This is a genomic window from Bradyrhizobium sp. WYCCWR15520 (assembly GCF_056174665.1).
In genome coordinates this window covers 76,665-98,065 of the sequence record NZ_JBWBWM010000032.1, presented here as the reverse complement: position 1 = coordinate 98,065, position 21,401 = coordinate 76,665, and the positions used below count along the sequence as shown (strand labels likewise).

The 21,401-nt window shown below is 63.6% G+C and carries 22 protein-coding genes, 1 tRNA gene and 1 riboswitch; of the genes, 9 read left to right on the top strand and 14 right to left on the bottom strand.

Annotated features, from left to right (window positions below; translation table 11 throughout):
- Window positions 1–317 precede the first annotated feature (317 nt).
- Complete coding sequence (apaG, locus tag AC0QUY_RS31180; protein WP_161850543.1) at window positions 318–710, bottom strand: Co2+/Mg2+ efflux protein ApaG; 393 nt, start codon at window positions 708–710, stop codon at window positions 318–320.
- 242 nt (window positions 711–952) lie between these two features.
- On the opposite strand from apaG, the gene AC0QUY_RS31175 reads away from it, so the two are divergent.
- From AC0QUY_RS31175 to AC0QUY_RS31165, 3 genes are read left to right on the top strand one after another with little or no spacing between them, the layout of a single operon-like run.
- Window positions 953–2,215: an OpgC domain-containing protein gene (locus AC0QUY_RS31175; protein ID WP_475390070.1), complete on the top strand. Its 1,263-nt coding sequence runs from the start codon at window positions 953–955 to the stop codon at window positions 2,213–2,215.
- A complete protein-coding gene (locus AC0QUY_RS31170) occupies window positions 2,212–2,973 on the top strand; it encodes an SGNH/GDSL hydrolase family protein (RefSeq protein ID WP_475390068.1) in 762 nt (253 codons plus the stop codon). Before AC0QUY_RS31175 ends, AC0QUY_RS31170 begins: the two co-directional genes overlap by 4 nt.
- 13 nt (window positions 2,974–2,986) lie before the next feature.
- Window positions 2,987–4,015: an SGNH/GDSL hydrolase family protein gene (locus AC0QUY_RS31165; RefSeq protein ID WP_475390066.1), complete on the top strand. Its 1,029-nt coding sequence runs from the start codon at window positions 2,987–2,989 to the stop codon at window positions 4,013–4,015.
- 60 nt (window positions 4,016–4,075) lie between these two features.
- On the opposite strand, the gene AC0QUY_RS31160 is transcribed toward AC0QUY_RS31165, so the two are convergent.
- Window positions 4,076–5,269 carry an O-succinylhomoserine sulfhydrylase gene (locus tag AC0QUY_RS31160; protein WP_475390065.1) on the bottom strand — a complete coding sequence of 398 codons (1,194 nt, stop codon included), beginning with the start codon at window positions 5,267–5,269 and terminating at the stop codon, window positions 4,076–4,078.
- A gap of 70 nt (window positions 5,270–5,339) precedes the next feature.
- A riboswitch (SAM riboswitch) is annotated at window positions 5,340–5,419 on the bottom strand.
- 122 nt (window positions 5,420–5,541) lie between these two features.
- Here AC0QUY_RS31160 and AC0QUY_RS31155 point away from each other — a divergent pair.
- Window positions 5,542–6,648 carry a 2'-deoxycytidine 5'-triphosphate deaminase gene (locus AC0QUY_RS31155; protein WP_161850538.1) on the top strand — a complete coding sequence of 369 codons (1,107 nt, stop codon included), beginning with the start codon at window positions 5,542–5,544 and terminating at the stop codon, window positions 6,646–6,648.
- A gap of 137 nt (window positions 6,649–6,785) precedes the next feature.
- On the opposite strand, the gene AC0QUY_RS31150 is transcribed toward AC0QUY_RS31155, so the two are convergent.
- A complete protein-coding gene (locus AC0QUY_RS31150; RefSeq protein WP_475390064.1) occupies window positions 6,786–8,120 on the bottom strand; it encodes a PQQ-dependent sugar dehydrogenase in 1,335 nt (444 codons plus the stop codon).
- A gap of 237 nt (window positions 8,121–8,357) precedes the next feature.
- Between AC0QUY_RS31150 and AC0QUY_RS31145 the strand changes: the two genes are divergently transcribed.
- A complete protein-coding gene (locus tag AC0QUY_RS31145; protein ID WP_475390062.1) occupies window positions 8,358–9,800 on the top strand; it encodes an MATE family efflux transporter in 1,443 nt (480 codons plus the stop codon).
- Window positions 9,801–9,927: 127 nt separating this feature from the next.
- Here the strand turns inward: AC0QUY_RS31145 and AC0QUY_RS31140 are convergent, their stop codons facing one another.
- The 6 genes from AC0QUY_RS31140 to AC0QUY_RS31115 all read right to left on the bottom strand — a co-directional run bounded on the left by AC0QUY_RS31140 (window position 9,928) and on the right by AC0QUY_RS31115 (window position 13,403).
- Window positions 9,928–10,395 carry a hypothetical protein gene (locus AC0QUY_RS31140; protein ID WP_475390061.1) on the bottom strand — a complete coding sequence of 156 codons (468 nt, stop codon included), beginning with the start codon at window positions 10,393–10,395 and terminating at the stop codon, window positions 9,928–9,930.
- A gap of 97 nt (window positions 10,396–10,492) precedes the next feature.
- Complete coding sequence (locus AC0QUY_RS31135; protein WP_475390060.1) at window positions 10,493–11,023, bottom strand: hypothetical protein; 531 nt, start codon at window positions 11,021–11,023, stop codon at window positions 10,493–10,495.
- Window positions 11,020–11,421, bottom strand: coding sequence for an SRPBCC family protein (locus AC0QUY_RS31130; protein WP_475390059.1), 402 nt, complete (start codon window positions 11,419–11,421; stop codon window positions 11,020–11,022). Before AC0QUY_RS31130 ends, AC0QUY_RS31135 begins: the two co-directional genes overlap by 4 nt.
- A gap of 141 nt (window positions 11,422–11,562) precedes the next feature.
- Complete coding sequence (locus AC0QUY_RS31125) at window positions 11,563–11,922, bottom strand: VOC family protein (RefSeq protein WP_475390058.1); 360 nt, start codon at window positions 11,920–11,922, stop codon at window positions 11,563–11,565.
- Window positions 11,923–11,975: 53 nt separating this feature from the next.
- Window positions 11,976–12,815: a helix-turn-helix transcriptional regulator gene (locus tag AC0QUY_RS31120; protein WP_475390057.1), complete on the bottom strand. Its 840-nt coding sequence runs from the start codon at window positions 12,813–12,815 to the stop codon at window positions 11,976–11,978.
- Window positions 12,816–12,824: 9 nt separating this feature from the next.
- Window positions 12,825–13,403 (bottom strand): methylated-DNA--[protein]-cysteine S-methyltransferase, encoded by a 579-nt coding sequence (locus tag AC0QUY_RS31115; protein ID WP_475390055.1) that lies wholly within the window; start codon window positions 13,401–13,403, stop codon window positions 12,825–12,827.
- A gap of 143 nt (window positions 13,404–13,546) precedes the next feature.
- Between AC0QUY_RS31115 and AC0QUY_RS31110 the strand changes: the two genes are divergently transcribed.
- Window positions 13,547–13,620: transfer RNA gene (locus AC0QUY_RS31110), tRNA-Gly, on the top strand.
- Window positions 13,621–13,663: 43 nt separating this feature from the next.
- Here the strand turns inward: AC0QUY_RS31110 and AC0QUY_RS31105 are convergent.
- On the bottom strand, window positions 13,664–14,812 hold the full coding sequence (locus AC0QUY_RS31105; protein WP_475390054.1) for a hypothetical protein: 1,149 nt from the start codon (window positions 14,810–14,812) through the stop codon (window positions 13,664–13,666).
- A gap of 156 nt (window positions 14,813–14,968) precedes the next feature.
- On the opposite strand from AC0QUY_RS31105, the gene AC0QUY_RS31100 reads away from it, so the two are divergent.
- Together AC0QUY_RS31100 and AC0QUY_RS31095 are read left to right on the top strand one after the other, a co-directional pair.
- The gene (locus AC0QUY_RS31100; protein ID WP_475390052.1) at window positions 14,969–15,535 is read left to right on the top strand and encodes a hypothetical protein; all 567 of its coding nucleotides are present in this window, start codon (window positions 14,969–14,971) and stop codon (window positions 15,533–15,535) included.
- A gap of 118 nt (window positions 15,536–15,653) precedes the next feature.
- Window positions 15,654–17,729 (top strand): methyl-accepting chemotaxis protein, encoded by a 2,076-nt coding sequence (locus AC0QUY_RS31095; RefSeq protein WP_475390050.1) that lies wholly within the window; start codon window positions 15,654–15,656, stop codon window positions 17,727–17,729.
- 106 nt (window positions 17,730–17,835) lie between these two features.
- Here the strand turns inward: AC0QUY_RS31095 and AC0QUY_RS31090 are convergent, their stop codons facing one another.
- From AC0QUY_RS31090 to AC0QUY_RS31075, 4 genes are all read right to left on the bottom strand, one after another.
- Complete coding sequence (locus AC0QUY_RS31090; protein ID WP_475390048.1) at window positions 17,836–18,156, bottom strand: cupredoxin domain-containing protein; 321 nt, start codon at window positions 18,154–18,156, stop codon at window positions 17,836–17,838.
- Between the two features lie 10 nt (window positions 18,157–18,166).
- Window positions 18,167–18,688 carry a DUF4142 domain-containing protein gene (locus tag AC0QUY_RS31085; RefSeq protein ID WP_475390047.1) on the bottom strand — a complete coding sequence of 174 codons (522 nt, stop codon included), beginning with the start codon at window positions 18,686–18,688 and terminating at the stop codon, window positions 18,167–18,169.
- Between the two features lie 81 nt (window positions 18,689–18,769).
- Complete coding sequence (locus tag AC0QUY_RS31080; protein WP_475390046.1) at window positions 18,770–19,459, bottom strand: RNA polymerase sigma factor; 690 nt, start codon at window positions 19,457–19,459, stop codon at window positions 18,770–18,772.
- A 159-nt stretch (window positions 19,460–19,618) separates the two neighbouring features.
- A complete protein-coding gene (locus AC0QUY_RS31075) occupies window positions 19,619–19,981 on the bottom strand; it encodes a nuclear transport factor 2 family protein (protein WP_475390045.1) in 363 nt (120 codons plus the stop codon).
- A gap of 391 nt (window positions 19,982–20,372) precedes the next feature.
- Between AC0QUY_RS31075 and AC0QUY_RS31070 the strand changes: the two genes are divergently transcribed.
- Window positions 20,373–21,332, top strand: a complete 960-nt coding sequence (locus AC0QUY_RS31070) for an alpha/beta fold hydrolase (RefSeq protein WP_475390044.1) — start codon at window positions 20,373–20,375, stop codon at window positions 21,330–21,332.
- The last annotated feature ends 69 nt before the right edge of the window (window positions 21,333–21,401 follow it).

Sequence of the window (21,401 nt, the reverse complement as noted above, 5' to 3'; positions counted from 1 at the left end):
GCTTGCAAAGCCGACAGACCGGTGAACGGGCGGGGTCAAGGCCGCAGCCGCCGTAGGCGGGGGCGCGCCAGCGCCAGCCTTGAGGCCGGCCGATCACCGGGCTACTTCCAGCACAGTTGCTCTGATTTCGATGAGGGCGAACGAGTTGCAAACCTCGGGCAAACTTGTCGCGAGATCGCGAAACCATATCCACGTCATTGCGAGCGCAGCGAAGCAATCCATTATCACCTCATACGCAGAAGGATGCATTGCTTCGCTGCGCTCGCAATGACGTGGATGGAGCGCCGGGCTACGAGATGGCGACGAAATCCGTGCCTCTAATTCAAAACCCGCCGGTTATCCGGGCTATCGAGCGAGAACGTCGGCACGTCGATCTCGAACCGCTCGCCGCTTTCGCTGACCATCTGGTAGCGGCCGGTCATGAAGCCCGAGGCGGTCGGCAGCGGCACGCCGGAGGTGTATTCGAAGCGTTCGCCCGGCGCCAAAACAGGCTGCTCGCCGACCACGCCTTCGCCGCGGACTTCCTGCTTGCGGCCGGTGGCGTCGGTGATGATCCAGTGCCGGGTACGAAGCTGGACGGTCTCGGCGCCGGTGTTGGTGATGACGATGGTGTAGGACCAGAAATACTGGCCCTTGTCGACCGACGAGCGTTCGGGAAGGAAGTTCGGTTCGACAGTAACTTCGATCTGGCGGGTGACGGCGCGATACATGCGGACAAGCTTTCGGAAATCCTGTCTCGCATCATAGCCGGGAATGCCGGGGGAACCAATCTCCGCGCCGCCGGGTTGCCGCTTGCCTCATCGCGGTTTCAACATAGTTCCATTCTAGAGCGCAACCGCGCGCTGCCCGGCTCCGTATCTCCTGCTTGCGTATCTTGTGTGCAAGTTGCTGGCCGATATTATCTTTCCGGGACAGTGCACGCGTAGAAGCTCAACTGCCCAAACGGTGCCCGATGTCGTCCATTGCCGATCCTGTTGCCGGAACGCCGCTCAGCGATGCCAAGGCTAGCGAGGTAAAGGCTAGCGAGGTAAAGGCCGCCGCGCCGGCGATTGCGGTGCCGGTGGCCGGCGAGCGCGAATTGCGGCTGGATCTGTTTCGCGGCATGGCGCTGTGGCTGATCTTCATCGACCATCTGCCGGCCAACATCCTGACCTGGTTCACGATCCGCAATTACGGATTTTCCGACGCCACCGAAATCTTCATTTTCATCTCGGGCTACACCGCCGCCTTCGTCTACGGCCGCGCGATGCTCGAGGCCGGCTTCGTGGTGGCGACCGCGCGCATCATGCGGCGCGTCTGGCAGATCTACGTTGCCCATGTCTTCCTGTTCACGATCTTCCTCGCCGAAATATCCTACGTCGCCACCCGTTTCGAGAACCCGCTCTACAGCGAGGAAATGGGCATCATGGATTTCCTCAAGCAGCCGGATGTGACCATCATCCAGGCGCTGCTGCTGCGATTCCGTCCCGTCAACATGGACGTGCTGCCGCTCTACATCGTGCTGATGCTGTTCCTGCCGATTATCCTGTGGCTGATGAAGTGGCGGGCCGACATCGCGTTGGGGATGTCGGTGCTCTTGTACGCGCTGACCTGGCAGTTCGACTGGTACCTGACGGCCTATCCAAGCGGCTTCTGGATATTCAATCCGTTCTGCTGGCAGTTGCTGTTCGTGTTCGGCGCCTGGTGCGCGCTCGGCGGCGCCGCGCGGATGTCGCGGATCCTGTCGTCGCCGGTGACGATGTGGATCTGCATTGCCTATCTGCTGTTTGCGTTCTTCGTCACGCTGACCTGGCACATTCCGCAGCTCAGCTTCCTGATGCCGAAGCGGATCGAACAGTGGATGTATCCGATCACCAAGACCGACCTGGACGTCCTGCGGTTCGCCCATTTCCTGGCGCTGGCGGCGCTCACCGTGCGTTTCCTGCCCCGGAGTTGGTCGGGCCTCAAATCGCGCTGGCTGCGACCATTGATCCTCTGCGGCCAGCATTCGCTTGAGATATTCTGCCTTGGCGTCTTCCTGGCCTTTGCGGGGCATTTCGTGCTGGCCGAAGTTGGCGGGGGTGCCCTCATGCACGCCCTGATCAGCCTTGCCGGCATCCTCATCATGTGGGGCGTGGCGTGGGTGATTTCGTGGTACAAGCATTCGGCCGACAAGGGAGCGTCGAAAACGAAAAAGCCGGTCATCAATGCCGATATGGCGGGGGGAAGCGTATGAGGCCCCGTCCCGGAGCTGTGCTGGCCCTGACGCTGCTGGCGGGTCTGGCAGCCACGGCTTCCGCGCGTGCCCAGGATGCCGCCCCGCAGAGCTGTGAAGTTCCCGGCTATCTTCTCTCCACCGAGAGCACGCTTCCGAAGGTCGCCGAGGCCGTCAAGAACGCCCGGCCGCTGACCGTCCTGGTGGTCGGGAGCCGGTCGTCGACCATCCTGTCCTCCGAGGCCAGTGCCTATCCGGCCAAGCTGCAGGCGGCCCTGAAGGAGAAGCTACCCTCGATCCCGGTCAACCTCTCCGTAGAACTACAGAGCGGGAAGACCGCCGAGGAGGTAGACACCACCCTTGTTAAGCTGGTGGAAGCAAAAAGGCCTACTTTGGTCATCTGGCAGACCGGAACCGTCGATGCTATGCGATCCGTCGATCCCGACGACTTTCGCGGTGCTGTCGATGACGGCGTTGTTGCGCTGCAAAATGCGGGAACTGACGTGATTTTGGTCAATCTGCAATACAGCCCGCGGACGGAAACCATGATTTCCGCGCCGCCGTACCTAGATAATATGCGCGTGGTGGCGCAGCAGCACGGGGTTCCCCTGTTCGACCGCTTTGCCATCATGCGTCACTGGAACGACGCCGGAGATTTCGACCTGTTCAGTACTTTTCACGGGACCGACATGGCCAAACGGGTTCATGCCTGCCTTGGCCGCGCATTGTCGAAGTTTGTGCTCGATGCGGCCCGCCTCGACCAGGCGCAGCAGAATTAGGGAACTAGCGTTGATGAGTCGTCACTGCCCTTTTCGTTTGTCGATATTGCTGACTGTCTCCGCCGCGGGCCTGGCGCTGCTGACGCCTGCCTCGGTCTTGCCGATGCATGCCCAGACGGCCCCGCAACAGACCGCCCAGCAGGCGGCGCTGTCCGATAGCGTCCAAACTGAAAACAAGGCTGAGAGGAAGCCGGCCGAAACCACCGCGCCACAGGCCGCGCCGTCGGCGGCCGCCAATCCGGCGGCGCAGAAGGGCGTTACCGGCAAGGCGATCGACAAGGTGAAGGAGGTCGCGAAATCGGCCAGCGACATTTTTAACCGCGTTCCGTGCCTGCCGCCCAAGGGCGGCTCCAAATCGATGGGCTCGCTGCCGCGCGTCGCGAGCAAGCTCGTCGCCGGCCAGCCGGTGGTGATCGTGGCGTTCGGATCGTCGTCGACTGCGGGCTACGGCGCGACTTCGCCGGAATTCAACTATCCCAACCGGCTCGCCGCGCAATTGCGCCGGCAATATCCGACCGCGAACATCGCCGTCGTCAATGCCGGCAAGGGCGGCGAGGACGCGCCGGAAATGATGAAGCGGCTGGAGACCTCCGTTCTCGATATGCATCCGGATCTGGTGATCTGGCAGGTCGGCACCAACGCGGTGTTGCGTAATCTTGATCCCGCCGAGACGGCAAAACTCGTCGAGGAAGGCATCGGGCGCATTCAGGCCGCGGGCGCCGACGTCGTGCTGATCGATCCGCAATATTCGCCGCGCGTCAACGAGCACGCCGAGAGCGCCGGCAAGATGATGTCGCTGCTCAACAAGGTCGCCGAGCTGCGCAAGGTCGGCGTCTTCCCGCGCTTTGCGGTGATGAAGGACTGGCACGAAAAGCAGGCAATCCCGATCGAGAATTTCGTGATCGCCGACGGCCTGCACATGAGCGACTGGGGCTACGCCTGCTTCGCGCAACTGCTCGGCGACGACATCATCAAGTCGGTCGGCCAGATCAAGCTCGGCGTCGCCGTGCCGGCGGATGTGCGGGCCTATCGGCCGATGTGATGTTGGCGAATAGGAAGTAGCGAATAGCGAATGGTGAAGATGCTATTCGCCATTCGCCCGCTACGCCTTCTCCAGCGCCTGCGCAACATCCTCGATCAGATCGTCTGCATGCTCGAGGCCTGCCGAGAAGCGAATGAAGCCCTCGCTGATGCCGAGTTCGGCGCGCGCCTCGGGCGTGAGGCGCTGATGCGTCGTCGTCGCGGGATGGGTGACGAGGCTCTTGGCATCGCCGAGATTGTTGGAGATCTTCGCAAGCCTCAAGGCATTGAGGACGCGGAAGGCGGCCGCCTTGCCGCCCTTCACCTCGAAGCCGACCAGCGTCGAACCGCCGCGCATCTGCTTCTTCACCAGCTCCGCCTGCGGATGATCGGCGCGGCCGGGATAGATCAATCGCGAGATCTTCGGATGGCTTGCCAGCGTCTCGGCGAGCTTCGCCGCGTTGTCGGTCTGCGCGCGCACCCGCACGCCAAGCGTCTCCAGGCCCTTGAGCAGGACCCAGGCGTTGAACGGCGACAGCGACGGCCCGGTCTGGCGCATGAAGTTGTGCAGGTGCTCGGCGATGAAGGCTTCGGACGAGAGAATGATGCCGCCGAGGCAGCGGCCCTGGCCGTCGATGTGCTTGGTCGCGGAGTAGACCACGACGTCGGCGCCGAGCGACAGCGGGCTCTGCCAGATCGGGGTGGCGAACACGTTGTCGACGACCAGCCGGGCGCCGCCCCTGTGCGCGATCTCGGCAATCGAGGGAATATCGAGCACATCGAGCGTCGGATTGGTCGGACTCTCCAGGAAGAAGGTCTTGGTGTTAGGCCGCAATGCGCGCTGCCATTGGTCGAGATCGAGACCGTCGACCAGCGTCGTTTCGATACCGTAGCGCGGCAGGAGGTCCTGCACAACGTAAAGGCACGAGCCGAACAGGGCCTTCGAGGCGACCACGTGATCGCCGGCCCTGAGCGGCGCCAGGATCGCGGTCGTCACCGCGGCCATGCCGGTGGCGGTGGAGCGGGCGGCTTCCGCGCCCTCGAGCTCGATCATGCGGCGCTCGAACATCGAGATCGTGGGATTGGAATAGCGCGAATAGATAAAACCGGGATCCTCGCCCTTGAAGCGCGCCTCGCATTGCTCGGCGCTCTCGTAGACGTAACCCTGGGTGAGAAACAGCGCTTCCGACGTCTCGCCGAATTGCGAGCGCAGGGTGCCGCCATGGACGAGGCGGGTTTCGGGACGATAGCGCTTGGTAGAACCAACTTCAGACATGTGACCTCCGCCGTGACCACTGGAAAATGGTCACAAAAAACCGGCCTGGAAAAATTTCCCCAGGCCGGGATCACACGTGTCCCCGGCCTGTTTAGCGATTTATTTAACGTGGCTGCAAGCCGGCCGGCTCAAATCACCACGGGATAAGTCATGCTGATATTCGCTTGCGCCCTTTCAGTCAAGGCGGCCATCAGATAACCCCTAAAAGCCCATATTTGCGAGGTTTGGATGACATTTGGGCATCCGAAAGGGCCACCTCAGAGGACCGCGCCGTGTCGTTCACGCTACCGCCCGACGCCAACGGGATTCTGCCCGACCGCATGATCGCGGCGATGGCGGATGCGGGCCTGATCCTGCCGGCCTATCCCTTTGTCGAAAGCCAGATCCAGCCGGCGAGCCTCGACCTGCGCCTTGGCGACATCGCCTACCGGGTGCGGGCGAGCTTCCTGCCCGGTCCCGGCGCGACCGTTGCCGAGCGCATCGACGAATTGAAGTTGCATGAAATAAATCTCTCCGACGGCGCGGTATTGGAGACCAATTGCGTCTACATCGTCCCGCTGCTGGAAAGTCTCGCCTTGCCGCCCGAGATCGTGGCCGCCGCCAATCCGAAGAGCTCGACGGGGCGGCTCGACGTGTTCACGCGCGTGATTGCCGACGGCACCCGCCGCTTCGACATGATCGGCGCCGGCTATCACGGCCCGCTCTATGCCGAGATCAGCCCGAAGACGTTTCCGGTGCTGCTGCGCGAAGGCTCGCGGCTCAGCCAGGTGCGCTTCCGCACCGGTGACGCCATCCTTAATGCCGACGAACTCGATGCGCTGCATGACGCCGAACGGCTGGTCGACATCGACGACGCCGATCTGGCCAATGGCGTCGCACTCTCGGTTGATCTGTCCGGCAAGAATTCCGGCGGCTTCGTCGGCTACCGCGCCAAGCGCCACACCGGTGTCGTCGATGTCGACCGTCGCGGCGGCTATGGCGTCGACGAATTCTGGGAGCCGATCCCGGCGCGATCCGACGGCAGCCTCATCCTCGATCCCGGCGAGTTCTACATCCTGGCCTCCAAGGAGGCCGTGCAGGTGCCGCCGGATTACGCCGCCGAAATGGTGCCGTTCGATCCGCTGGTCGGCGAATTCCGCGTGCACTATGCGGGATTCTTCGATCCCGGCTTCGGCTATGCCGGCGCCGGCGGGCAGGGCGCGCGCGCCGTGCTCGAAGTGCGCTCGCGCGAGGTGCCGTTCATCCTCGAGCACGGCCAGATCGTCGGCCGCCTGGTCTATGAGAAGATGCTGTCGCGCCCCGACGCCATGTACGGCCAGCGCATCGGCTCGAACTATCAGGCGCAGGGGCTGAAGCTGAGCAAGCATTTCCGGGTGTAGCTCACCGTTCGCCGTCATTGCGAGGAGCGAAGGCGACGAAGCAATCCATCTATCCGTTACGCCGTGCGATGGGATTGCTTCCGCCTTGGCTAAAGCAGGGGCGGACACGTCGCTTCGCTAGCAATGACGGCGAAGCGCTACCGCGCCGCCGATTTCGCCGCCGGCGTCACGCGCCACACCGTGTTGCCGACATCGTCAGCCACCAGCAGCGCGCCCTGCTTGTCGAGCCGCACGCCGACGGGACGGCCCTGCGCTTCGCCGTTGTCGTTGAGGAAGCCGGTCAGCACGTCCTGCGGCGGACCCGATGGCTTGCCGTCCTTGAAGGGCACAAAGATCACCTTGTAGCCTGAGCGCGGCTTGCGATTCCACGAGCCGTGCTGGCCGATGAAGGCGCCGCCCTCCATATCCGGCGGAAACAGATTGCCGGTGTTGAACGCAAGCCCGAGCGACGCCGTATGCGCGCCGAGCGCATAATCGGGCGCCATCGCCTTCTGCACCAGGTCGGGCCGCCGCGGTTCGACGCGGGTATCGACGCGATCGCCAAAATAGCTGTACGGCCAGCCGTAGAACGCGCCGTCCTTCACCGAAGTCATGTAATCGGGCACCAGATCGTTGCCGAGCTCGTCGCGCTCGTTGACGACGACCCAGAGCTCGCCCGTCGTCGGATTCCATGCCGGACCATTGGGATTGCGCAGGCCCGACGCGAACACACGCCATTGGCCGCTGGCACGGTCGACCTCCAGCACCGCGGCGCGATCCTTCTCGGCCTCCATGCCGTTCTCGCCGATATTGCTGTTGGAGCCGACGGTTGCATAAAGCTTGCTGCCGTCGGCGCTCGCCGTCAGGTCCTTGGTCCAGTGATGATTGAGGGGGCCGGCCGGCAGGTCCGCCAGCTTGACGCCGGGCGCACTGATCTTGGTGTCCCCCTCGCGGTACGTGAATTTCACGATCGCGTCGGCATTGGCGACATAGAAATCCTCGCCGACCAGCACCATGCCGAACGGCGAATTCAGGTTGCTCAGAAACACGCTGCGGGTCTCGGCCACGCCGTCGCCATCGGCGTCGCGCAACAGCGTGATGCGGTTGGCACTCGGCACGCCCGCGCCCGCCCAGCTCTGCGCCAGTCCGTAGATGAAGCCCTTGATGCTGAAGCCGCTCTGCTTCGGCGGCGCGTTGCTCTCGGCGACCAGCACGTCGCCATTCGGCAGCGTGTAGACGGTGCGCGGGTGATCGAGCCCGGTGGCAAAGGCGGTGACCGTCATGCCATTGGCGGCGGTCGGCTTGGCGCCGTCCGGCCAGCGGTTGACCGAGGCGATCTCGACGGTCGGGATCCATGAATGTTCCGGCGCCGGCAGCGTCGGCGAAGGACCATAGGTCTGCGCCACCGTCGCTGTCTCCTTGGGATCGTTGCATGCGGCCAGCGGCAGCGCCAACGCGCTGACGCAGATGGCCAAAGGGATATGCTTGCGCATGGCGAGGTTCCCGGGATTATTGCCTTGACAATGCGGTGCCGGCTCGAACGTTCGTCGAGCCGGCATGAATTCCCTGTGAAGTGGCTGGCCGGCGGCGTGGCCCGCGCAGGTGGCGGACGTATGGCCCCGCCTGCAATCCCGCAGGGCCCCATTGCGCCCCGTGCACGCGGAATCGTCCTCTGCCATGCTAGGAAACAGCGCGCCGCGGCCACCAAAGACCGCGCGCGGGGAGCAGAAATGTCCGACCTCGGCGTCGCCGAAATTCCCGTGGACGAAAAGGAGCGTCCGCTGCCGCCGCCGGAGCCGCGGGCGAAGAACGCGCTGCTCGACGGGCCGATCCTGCGCACATTGTTGTGGCTTGCCTGGCCGAACGTGATCGCGCTCACCGCAGGCACCTGCGTCGTCATCGCCGAGACCTCCTATATCGGGCGCCTGGGCGTGGAATCGCTGGCGGCGATGGCGCTGGTGTTTCCGACCGTGATCCTGACGATGACGATGTCCGGCGGTGCGATGGGCGGCGGCGTGGCATCGGCGATCGCGCGTGCGCTCGGTGCCGGCGACCGCGATCGTGCCTCCGCCCTTGCTTCGCACGCGCTATTGATCGGCTTGTGCTTCGGTCTCGTCTTCATGCTGGGCATGCTGATCTTCGGGCCCGCGCTGCTCGAACTGCTCGGCGGCCGCGGCAACGTCCTGACGCAGGCGGTCGCCTATACGCAAATCTTCTTCGGCGGCGCCGTGGTGCCGTGGCTGATGAACACGATGTCGGGCATCTTGCGCGGCACCGGCAACATGAAGCTGCCGTCGGCCTTGATGCTCTCGTCGGCGGTTTGCCAGATCATTCTCGGCGGCACGCTGGGCTTGGGCCTCGGCCCGATCCCGCAATTCGGTATGCGCGGCGTCGCGGCCGGCTCGCTGATCGCCTACCTCATCAGCATTTCCGTGATGACATGGTATCTGTTCTCGGGCCGCGCGCGCGTCGTTCCGAAGATCCGGGGCCTTCGCATTCGCTGGCCGATGTTCATCGACATTTTGAAGGTAGGCGCCATTGCCTGCTTCTCGCCGCTCCAGTCGGTGCTCACCATCAGCATCTTCACCCACATGCTGGCGAGTTTCGGCACTGAGATCCTCGCCGGCTACGGCATCGGCGCGCGGCTCGAATTCATGCTGACCTCGATCGCATTCGCCGTCGGCATTGCCACGGTGCCGATGGTCGGCATGGCGATCGGGGCAGAGCGCATTGCGCGGGCCCGCAGGATTTGTTGGATCGCGGGGCTCGTGGCCTTCGTCTCGGTCGGCGCGGTCGCGAGCTTCATCGCTGCATTCCCCGACATCTGGGTAAATCTGTTCACCGATGATGCGAGCGTGCGAGCTGCCAGCCGGCAGTATTTGTCTACGGCGGCGCCGATGTATGCCTTCCTCGGCCTTGCCACGACGTGCTATTTTTCATCGCAAGGCGCGGCCAAGGTGATCGGCCCGGTGCTGGCGCAAACAGCGCGACTGCTGTTTATCCTCGCCGGCGGTTGGTGGTTGTTGGCGCATGACGGCACTGCGCAAAATTTCTTCGTGCTGGCGGCGTCGTCGATGGTGCTGCTCGGTGTGCTGTCGTGCCTCAGCGTGGTGTTAACGCGCTGGGGGCCGAAGCCGCAGCCTGCGCCCGCGGTTAGACCGGCGTTGCCGTAATACCCGTCATCGCGAGCGAAGCGACGAAGCAATCCATCTTCCGCGTGCGTGGAAGATGGATTGCTTCGCGGAGCCTGTCATCGGGCGCGCATTCGCGCGGCCCGTTGGCTCGCAATGACGGATGAAACTACCGCCGCGCGCGCCGCCGGCCATGACGGCCGCCGCCGACATTGGCCATGCGCATCAGTTGCGGGACCATGGTCATCAATTCGCCGCCGCCACTGCTGCCGAGCATGCCGATGAAATCGCCGCCGCCCAAGCCACCTGTAGTCATGCCGCCGAAATTCATGCCGCCCGTGCCGACGCCATAGTTTTCGGGCATGTAGCCGCCGGCCGGGATGCCGCCAAGACCGCCGCCACCTTCCATCATGCGGCTCATCATCGGGCCCATGGTCTGCATCATCGCGGCGAAGCGGCGCTTGCCCATCTTCGCTTTCATCATTTCCAGCATCGGCGCCATCTGCGTCATCATGTCCTGGCCGTTGCCACCACCGCCGCCGAAGCCGGCGAATTGGGCCTTGGCCGGCATCGATGTCAGGGTGAACAGCAACAGCAGCGTGGCTGCGTGGCAGACGACCTTGTCAGCTCCAGTCATGGCTCGACTCCTCATGCGCGGGCGGCCGCGGGCGCGGCGCCATTCGGACGCACACGCCGAGGCTAGGAGCGGGTCGTGAGCTGATCTGTGAGAAAGATCACCCTTTCCTGCGGCGGGCGGTGAACTTGGTGATGACACGCCATGTTGTGCCCGCATCCGCCGAGACTTCGCCGCACCACAGGAATGAATCGGCGGTGATGTCTGCAAAACTCCAGCGGGCCAGTTGGCCGTCCGGCCGTGTGCCCAACTGCACGATGTCGCGGCCTTCCGCGCGGCCGATCATCTGCAGGAAATTCCGCGTCACCGGGTCGGTCCACTGAATCCGCCAGGCGTCGATATCGGGATCGTAGACCCGCAGCGTGGTGCCGTACGAGTTGAAATTGGCCGAGGCATCGCCATGCCGCAGTTCGCCGCGTGGCGGCACGATCCACACATCCTGGATCGCGCGCCCCTCCAGCGCCCAGCCAAAATGCCATTCGCCGGCGCGGCGGCGCTCCGTGCCGTCTTCGGAAAATTGCCTGACATCGAGATCCCAGGAGCCGACGAAGCGGCCGTAGAGATCCATTTTGCCGGCGCGGTCGGCCGAGGGGCCGTCCGCGCCGAGCGCGTCGAGAAATGCGGATATCATGCCGCGCTGCGTCCCAATGCCTTCTGCATGGCGTTGAGGCCCAGATCCATCTGCGCGTCCATGTAGGGCGCGAACTCATTCGGCAGGACGTCGGCGATCCACACGAAGCGGGTGCGGCCGTCGCTTTCGGCAAAGACCTGTGCGGAAGCGCTGTGCTGCCTGATACGTTCGCTGACGATGGCATAGACCAGCCGCCGCCGCGCCTCGTCGCAGTCGACCAGGATTTCGCGTGCCACCGTACCGTTTGCGAAGGTGACAATGCGCGCGTCACCGTCGAGTTTGGTGTCGGTCACGAAGCCCGGAACGAGCCGCGTATGCAGCGCGCCGAAATCGCGCAATGCGTCCCAGACGTCGTCAGGGTTGGCTTCGATGAGGATCTCTTTGTGGATGGAGGCCATGGGGAAAGTCCTTGTTGAAAGGGATAGACGTTCAGCCGTCATTGCGAGCGAAGCGAAGCAATCCATCTCACCACTTGCTGAGGCATGGATTGCTTCGTCGCTTCGCTCCTCGCAATGACGCGGGAAGAGCGAGGCGGCGTACTACGTACAAACCGCCTCGACATTGTTGCCGTCCGGATCGATCAGGAACGCGGCGTAATAGGTCGGGCTGTAATCCGCGCGCAGTCCGGCGCCGCCATTGTCGCGGCCGCCGGACTTCAGCCCTTCGGCGTGAAATTTCTGGATCGCGGCATGATCCTTGGCGCGGAACGCGACATGCGCGCCGGTTGCGGCTTGGCCCTTGTGTAGATGCAGCCAGAGCGCAGGCGCGTCCTTCGGTCCGAAGCCCGCGCCGGAATCGTCGCGCGAGCAAAGCACGAAGCCGAGCGGCGCCAGCGCCGCCGTATAGAAGCGCACGCTGGCGTCGAGATCGCCGACGCGTAATCCGATGTGGTCGTACATGATATTCTCCAGTCAAAAGTGCCGCGAGTTCGCGCGGCCTGGAGAAAACCTAGCTAGTTGAGGGCCAGCCGTTCTTGGAAAATCTTGCGCTGGCCCCGCGAGGCCTGGCGGAACTTCAGCGGCGAGGCGCCGGCGGCGCGATGGAAGGTGCGCACGAAATTGGAGAGATCGGCAAAGCCGACGTCATAGGCGATGTCAGTGACCGGGCTGTCGTCGTCGGCGAGACGCCGCGCGGCATGGCGCAGCCGCGAGCGCACCAGATATTGATGCGGGGTAACGCCGAGCACTTCCGAAAACAGCCGCAGGAAATGGAACGGGCTGATCCCGGCCTGCGCGGCCGCGTCCTCCAGATTGATCTGACGGTGCGAATTGGCGTCGATCCACAGCGCGGTTTCCACCGCGCGGCGGCGGTTATGCGCCGCATCGGGACCGGATTTGCGCGCCTTGCCTGACACCACCTCGACGAAGCGGCTTGCGAGCACCTGGCCGATTTCGTCGAGGCCGATGTCGCTGCTGCCATCTGCTGCCGATTGAGCCAGCTCGCCGAGCACCACGAGCTCCGGCAGCGGCGGCGCGGCGCCGATCTGCCACGGCGTCTGGCTGTCGCCGAGCGCGTTCACAAGTTCGGGGCTGAGGAAGAATGACAGGCATTCGTCGCCGCAAACGTGCTCATGGGTGCAGGTATACTCGTCGCCGGGATGGCCGATCAGCACCGATCCCGCCACCAGCTCATTGAACTTGCCGCGGCAGTGCAGGCCAAAGCTGCCTTTGCGCACATAGGAGATCGAGTGGCAGCGGTGCTGCTCCGCAAAGGGCGTATCGCCGGGCCCCGCAGTGCAGCGAAAGTCCGACACGGAGATGGATTTGCGCTCGATGAGCGTGGTCGCGATCATCCCGCAGATTTAGGGATGCGCGCGGGGCGGTGCAACCGGCAGCAGCACATCGAACAGCGTCTTGCTGACGGTCGGGCTGGCGCCCTCGATCGAGAGCAGCCGCCGCTTGGAGATCGCCCCGCCAAAGGCTGAGATCTTGTCGGCGTAATTGCCCGCTTCGAGCACGCGATGGCAGGGCACGATGATCATGAAGGGGTTGCGGCCGATCGCTTGCGCCACCGAATAGATCGCGCCGGAGGCGCGAAGGCTGCTAGCTACTTCCGCATAGGTCCGGGTCTCGCCGCGCGGGATCTGGCGCGCATAGGCGTAGACGCGCTGGCTGAAGGCGGGAATGCCGGTCATATCCAGTGTGATGTCGGCAAGATCGCACGTCGCCCCGCGCAGCAGGGCTGCGATGCCCTCGATCGCGATCTGGACATTCGCCGGCGGGCGAAGCTCGCGGGCGTCGGGATAATGCTGATAGAGCCGTCGCCGCGTATCGATCTCGCGAACTTCGGGGAGCTGCACGCCGATAATGCCCGCCGGGCTCCACGAAATCCCGCAGCGGCCGATCGCCGTGTCAAATATGGTGTACCCACGCCCCGCCATAAGCCGCCCAGCCCTAGCCTGGGATGATAGCATCGGCGCGTTGAATCGCATCTGGAATTTTGGGGAAGTTAACAGTAAGGCCAGACGAACAATGGAACAGCTTGGCGAATGGCGCGCGGTCGGCTAATCATGGGGTACGATCCGCGGGCGTAGTTCAATGGTAGAACGGCAGCTTCCCAAGCTGCATACGAGGGTTCGATTCCCTTCGCCCGCTCCAACCTCCCGGCATCGGTCGCCCTTGGCCTTTACTCACACCGGGTTCAGAAATCGTAGATCATCTCGAATTTCGAACCGTTTTCAGCGAGCAGGCGAAGCGTATCCTTCAACGCGTCGACACGTGCCTCGAGGGTAACCCGGTATCTGTAGCCTTCCGGATGGTAAAACAGTTCTCGCCGATCGATCATCTTGACCGATGCCGAATCGGAAATCGGTTCCTTGGTGTTCCCTGAGAGATACGCGAGCGCGATCGTTTCGTGTCCCATGATCTCGACGAACGACACGTTTCTTTCGATCAGCTTCACAAGCGCGGCTTTGAAGCCGGCGTATCGTCCGGTTTCGATGAGAAAACGATTTCCGCTCAATTCCTTCAGGACCTTGATGCCGTCATCGTCCAGATGCGCGCGATTGGCGGCGTAGACGACGCTGAACGTCTGATTGTCCTTTTGCTCCGCGCTGAGGAGCCACAATTGCGCGTATGAGCCCTTGAGCAGGTACGAGACCGAGAACGCGGCTTTCCGCTCGGCATTCCTGATGAACGCTCTGTTGAGGAGTGTGGTTTCGTGCCAGATGCCCGAGAGATCGGCGAAGTAGGGATAGTGATACCACGTCGTCTGATACAGCGTCTTTGCGTAGCTGTCCCAGGATTTTGCAATGAAACGATCGGCTTCGGTATCGCTCCCCGCGATGGCCTGGGTGATGCGGCCAATCGTATTCTCGTAGGCGAATTTGACGCCGTACTCAACCGTCAAATTGATGCCGATGACCCAGGAAACAAAATTGTACTGCCAGTTGAATTCGTGGCCCTTGCTTTGCTCGAGCGACAGGAAGTAGCAGCTCCAGAAATTGCTGATGGCGGTCGCAAACGGAAAGTCTGTCTGTCGTCCACCGCTTGCAAGGAAGTCGCCAAATTCATTGTAGCTGTAGACCTGGTACCACTCGGCCAGCGTCAGATATGTCTGCTCCTTCCCGCGGCTGAAATAGGTTGGATACTCTGTTGCGATGCTCTGGCGTTCAATACGTGAAAGCCTCAAAGGCGCATCGGAGCTTGTCGCAAGAGGGCGCGCGGGTAATGCCGGATCGCGGGCGCTGTAGAATTTGATGGTCGCGACGATTGCGAGGGAGAGAAGCGCCATGGCAAGCGCGGCCATGACAGTGGCAAGGCCGAGAAACAGGCGACGGACTACTCTCATTTGCTGGTCAAGGGCGATAAGGTGGGAGGGACGACATTCTGCAGGGGATGAGCTGGATAACACCAGCAACCCATGGATGTGTATAGTGCGGCGTCAACCTTTCAAAGGGGAGCCGGAAATGGTGCCAAGTTTAATTACAGGACATGGAGGTGAGTGTTGACCGAAGCGGCCACCTCCGCTGACACTTCGCGCAACAATCTCCTGATGGTCGCCGCCGGCGGCATCGTCACCGGCATCCTCACGCCGCTGTCGCCGCTGCTGATCGACAGAATCACCGGCCCCAACGGCCAGTTTCGCATTTCGTTGGTCGCGGTGCCGTTCGCCGTGCTCGTCTTCGTCCTCGTGCGGCGCTTCAGCGCCAATCGATGGTGGGCGGCGCTGATCGCCGCCATCGTCACCATGATCGCTTTCGTCTGTGCGGTGGATGCTGCGGTTCTTGTCGAGGGGAATACCGGCGATGCTCCCCGGGTCATGCGCTATCTCCTCGCCGGCCTGACCGGTGGTCTGGTCGGCACGACCATCATGGCGCTCGGGATGGCGCTGTTGCCGGCGGGGCCGCGGCAACCCGCGGCGTGGTGGCCGATGCTGATCACGGGTGCGTTGGCCGGCGCGCTGCTCGCGCTCGATGACGCGCTCGGGTTCGACGACAAGTTCTCGTTTCTCTATCCGCTGTGGCAGGCGGCGGTAGCGGTGCGGCTGACGATGATCTTGCGGCGGTACTGACGTGCCGGAGCCGCATGCAGCCCCGTAGTTCTACCGTCCTGCATTAAAGCCTGCATTAAGGCTGCCTTAGCCGGGTTCCGCCTAGGTTGACCGCTCCTTCACTCAGCGGAAACCCAACATGCGGATCGGTCGGCTCTTTGCACTATCGATGCTTTCGGTGACGATCCTGGCGGTCGTCCTTGGCGCCGGCGTTCTCGTTCCGCAATACCGAACCTTTGCCAGCAAGAGCGAGGCGATCAAGACCGTAGAGGCCTATGGCGCGGTGCTGGCGGTTGGCCAGCAGGTCGCCGGCTTCCGGGCGCCTTATGTCGGCCCGCTGTTCCAGGAAGCCGCCGCAACGCCCGCGCAGATGGAGACGGCTGCGAAAGCGGTGCAGGCCGCTGATGCCGCGTTCGCCAAAGCAAAAACGGTGGTCGGTGCGCTCAACGATGGCGCGGCGATCGTCCAGGGCCTGAACCAGGCTGCCGCCAAGCTCGCCGAGGTTCGCGCCGTGAGCGACCGCGCGCTGGCGTTGCCGATGAGCGGCCGCGATCCGGCGGCGATCAAGGGATTTCTGCCGGGCATTGCCGCCGTTGTCGGGATTCTCGAGCCGCTGTTGAACCGGCTGGAAAACCAGGTGGCGATGGCGGATGCGTCGCTGACAGCGCTGTTGAATGTCGCCCGCACCGCGCAGGACCTGCGGATCTCGGCCGGCGGCCGGGCCGCCACCATGTCGCTTGCCATCAGCACGCGCCGACCGCTGACGGCGGCTGAAATATCGATCACCGACCGCGCCCAGGGCCGCGTCGATCTCGACCGCGAGCGGATCGAGGCCGGCGTCGATCAGATCGGCAGTCCGCCGCGCCTTGCCAAAGCGATGAACGATGCCGTCGAGGGCTATTTCGGCAAGGCCGCGCCATGGCTTGAAAAGGAAATGGCGACCGGGCGCGCCGAGGGCAAATACGCGATCAACGCCGAGCAACTCGCAGGCGCGATCGTCCCGGCGGTGCAGGCCTTCTTCGCGGTGCGCGATGCAGCGCTCATGGAGGCCGCCGAACGCGCCGGCGCCGCACGCGACGCTGCCTTGACGATGCTGGCGCTGGCGGGCGTTGCCGTCGTGGCGTTGCTCGCCGTGCTTGCCGGCGTCACCGTGATGCTGCGGCGGCGTGTGATCACGCCGCTGGCAAACCTGACCGGCGTGGTCGGCGACCTCGCCGCCGGCCGGCATGACGTCGCGATCCCGACCATCGCGCGTGCCGATGAAATCGGTGCCATGGCGGGCTCGCTGCAGGTGTTCAAGGATGCCCTGATCGCCAAGAAGGCGGCTGACGCGGCGGCCGCGGTGGAAGCCGATGCCAAAATCCAGCGCGGCCAGCGCGTCGACCGGATCACCAGCGATTTTGAGGCAATGATCGGCGAGATCGTCGAGGTCGTGGCATCCGCCTCGACCGAACTGGAAGCCTCCGCCGGCACGCTGACGGCAACCGCGGAGCGTTCCGAGGAACTGACCACCATGGTGGCGGCGGCGTCCGAGGAAGCCTCCACCAATGTGCAATCGGTCGCATCCGCCACCGAAGAGATGGCATCGTCCGTCAACGAGATCAGCCGTCAGGTGCAGGGCTCGGCGCGTATCGCCAATGAGGCGGTGGAGCAGGCGCAGAAGACCAACGACCGCGTCGCCGAGCTCGCCAAGGCGGCCGCCCGCATCGGCGACGTCGTGGAGTTGATCAACACCATTGCCGGCCAGACCAACCTCTTGGCGCTGAACGCCACCATCGAGGCGGCGCGCGCCGGCGAGGCCGGCCGCGGCTTCGCGGTGGTCGCGTCCGAAGTGAAGGCGCTGGCCGAACAGACCGCGAAAGCGACCGGCGAGATCAGCCAGCAGATATCGGGCATCCAGGTCGCGACCCAGGAATCGGTCGGTGCCATCAAGGAGATCAGCGACATCATCGGACGGATGTCCGAGATTGCTTCCACCATCGCCGCCGCCGTCGAAGAGCAGGGCGCGGCGACGCAGGAAATTTCCCGCAACGTGCAGCAGGCCGCGCACGGCACGCAGCAGGTTTCCGCCAACATCACCGACGTGCAGCGCGGCGCCAGCGAGACCGGCTCCGCCTCGGCGCAGGTGCTTACCGCCGCCAAATCGCTGTCCGGTGAAAGCGACCGGTTGAAGCGCGAGGTTGGAAAATTCCTCTCTTCGGTGCGCGCGGCCTGAACCGCGCCAGAGCATGATCCGGAAAAGTGTGTAGCGGTTCTCCGAAAGATCATGCTCAAACAAAAAGCTAAAGCGGGATGACGATTCGAAGAATCGTCATCCCGCTTTACGGCGCAATCGTCAGCACCGCCTTCATGTTCGGATGGTACCGGCAGTAATACTCCACGCTGCCGGCCTTCGTCAGCACCGACGTCACCGTCTTCTTCGGCGGCGTGGTCACGTCGAAATCGCCGTTGCGTGCGGTCGCGGTATGCACGAACACGTCCTTGTTGATCCATTCTATGGTGTCGCCGACGCGGGCGGAGACCTCGGTCGGCGCGAACACCAGATCGTCGATCGTGATTTGAATCGTCGCCGCATGCGCCGGGACGACCGTTGCGCCAAGGAGCAGGGCGGCGACGAAAGGCAGACAGCGGCCCGGACGCATGGCGGGCGCCTCACTTCAGCTTGGCGGCGACTTGCTCGGCGTGCTGCTGGTGGCCCTGAAATATCTTCAGGCCGGTTTGCAGCAGGCTCTTCAGTTCGGCATTGCTGGCTGACGGAATCAACTGCGTCTCCAGCGCGCCGTTGACGGCCTTGTGGTAGGCGACCTCGTTGGCGAGGTAGGCCTTGTCGTATTCGGCGCCTTTCAGCTTGTTGAGCTCGGCGAGCTTCTCAGTCGCCTGCTTCGACAGCGCCTTGCTGGTGTCGTTGTCTTCCGGCGTCACCTTCAGCTTGTTGACGAGGTCGAGCGCCTGCTTGTTCACGGCCTCATGGTCGCGCACCATGTCTTCCGCGAACGCCTTGACGTCCTTGTTGCCAGTTTTCGCGATCGCCTGCTTGGCGGCGTTGATGTCGAGGACGCCGGCGGTGTAGGCGATATGCGCGATCTGGGGATCGGTGGGCTTTGCGCCCTGCGCCAGCGCGGCGCTGCCAAGAAGGCTCAACGCGGCAATCGCCGCGCTCAATCGAATGAACATGTTTGACACTCCTGTGGCGCGGCGAACCGCGCGTTGTTGCACAGGCGTTGGATGGTCGGAGCGCGCGGAGGTTCCCGGAAATTATTCCGCCAAGCCAAGCCGCTTCAGCACGGCGTCCGTCAGGCGCTCGCAGCGCCGACCGGCAAAGGGAAACGCTTCCATCACCACGGGGCCGATCTTTCGCTCGACATTGTCGCGCAGCATGGCGCGGGCTCGGTGCAGACGGGTCTTCACCGTCTCCGGCTTTAGCGAAAGAATTTCGGCGGTCTCCTCCACATTCATTCCCTCGATGACGCGGGTGATGAAGACGAGGCGGAACGCTTCCGGCAATTCATCGATGGCGTGCTCGACGACATGCTGGATTTCACGCTGGGCCATGGATTTTTCCGGATCGTCTGACGCGGCAAGAGGAAACTGGATGATCTCCGCTTCGAGCTTGCCCTGCGGCAATGAATCGATCTCGACGGCGGGCCGCTGGCGGCGCAGCCGGCCGAGCGCCTCGTTCATGGTGATCCGCGACAGCCAGGTCGACAGGCTGGACTCGCCGCGAAAGCTTTCCAGATGGGTGAAGGCGCGGACGTAAGCCTCCTGCACGACGTCTTCGGCCTCGCCGTCGTTGCGCAGGATGCCGCGGGCGAGCCGGTAGAGCCGGCGGTTGTTCGCCTGCATGATCGTGCGCACCGCCGCCTCGTCGCGGGCCAGCGCCCGCCGCACCAACTCGGTGTCGCCGGTGTCGAGCGGCGCGATCTTCGGTATCGGGACCTGACGCATGATGTCCACCAATAACAGGGTATTGGGGTTGGATGCGGCAGGGTTGAAGAGGTTCCTGAGATATTTTCGGAGCCGCGTGGCCGTGGGGTGCGTTAGGCGAAGCCGTAACCCACCATCGCGACAAAGAAATCGGTGGGTTACGCCTTCGGCTAACCCACCCTACGCCGCCGGCACCTGATCCAGGAACCCGGTGATGCTGCGGATGCGGCCGTTGCTGAGCACGGCGAAATCGGTTCCCTTGATCGGGCTGTCGCCGCCATCCGGACCCAGCCCCCAGGAAAAGCGGAGGTGATCGCCAAAGCCATTGGGCTCGCCGATCAGCCTGAACCTGAAATCCGGAAACCGCTGCTGCACGCCCGATATCAGCGCGTCCACGCCGTCATGGCCGTCGCCCGACATTAGGGGGTCAACATATCGGGCGTCGCTGGTCCAATTCACGGCCAGCATTTCGCGGCGGCGGCCGGGCGTCCGTTCGTTCCACAGATCGATGTAGTCGCGGGCAATCTTGTTGATGTCGGTCATCGTGCTCTCCTTCGCATTTGCCGAATGGGCCGGCTGACCGACTATTGGAAATTCGCGCGCGCTAATCGATTACCTCGGAGGTCAAGGATTTGACCTCTGAGGTCAAGGATCTCGAGGTGATGATCAATTGGGCTAGGGCCGGCGCCGGATCTGGCGTAAAAGCACAACCTTGACCTCGTTGGTTCCTGATCAGGAGCAAAGCTTGGGCGTGACAAAAAAGACAAAGTCGCCGGAGCAGCAGGGCGCCGATTGGGCGCAACAGGTATGGCTGTGGCCGCTGCAAGCAACGAGGCTGGCTCTCGACAGCTACGCGCAATGGTTCGCCGATCCCAGGCCGGCGTCTTCCCGTGCGCCCGAGCAAGCGCCGCTCGCCTGGACCACGCCAAATACGGTGGCGCTGCAACTTCCATCGCTGCGGTTGCGGCAGTTTTTGAATGGGAATGCGACACAACGGCCGGTTCTCGTCTGCGCGCCTTATGCGCTGCATGGCGCGCAGATTGCTGACTTTGCGCCGGGCCATAGCCTGGTCGAGGCGTTGCACAAGGGCGGCATCAGCCGCGTCTATGTCGCCGACTGGTGCTCGGCGACGCCGGAAATGCGCCATCTGTCGATCGACAGTTATATTGCCGAGCTCAATGTGGCGATCGACGAAATCGGGGTGCCCGTCGATCTTGTCGGCCTCTGCCAGGGCGGATGGCTGTCGCTGGTCTATGCTGCCCGTTTTCCCAGCAAGGTGCGGCGGCTGGTGCTCGCCGGCGCCCCGGTCGATGTTTCTACGCCGTCAGAACTTTCGAAGATGGTGGCCGCGCTTCCACAGCCGGCGTTCGAGCAGATGGTGCAGCGGGGCGACGGCGTCGTCAGCGGCGAGCACATGCTCCGGTTCTGGAACATTCCGTTCAGTCAGCACGAGGTAGAAGCAGCGTTGCAAAGGGATGTCGGTGACGAATCGGATGAGGCACGGGTGCTGCTGGATCGCTTCGAGCGCTGGGATCGCGCGACGCTGGATCTGCCAGGGGCGTACTACCTCGAGGTGACAGAGCGGGTGTTTCGCCAAAACCAGATCGCGCGCGGGCGCTTCGTCGCGCTCGGCCGCAGGATCGATCTCGCCGAGGTGCGCCTGCCGGTCTTCCTGCTGGCGGGAGAGAGCGACATCGTGGTCCCGCGCGATCAGGCGCTCGCGACCGCTCGGCTGCTCGGCACGCGACCCGCATGGCTGAAACAGGCCTGCGAGCCGTGTGGTCACCTCGGCCTGTTCATGGGAAGCAAGACCCTGAGCCATTCCTGGCGCCGGATCGCCCGCTGGCTTCAGGCGGACATCGGCGATGTCGTGGGCGCACGGATCAGCGCGTGAGATGCAGATGAAAATGCCCCGGATCGCGTCTGCAATCCGGGGCAGCAAGACGGTTGGCGGTGAGTTGAT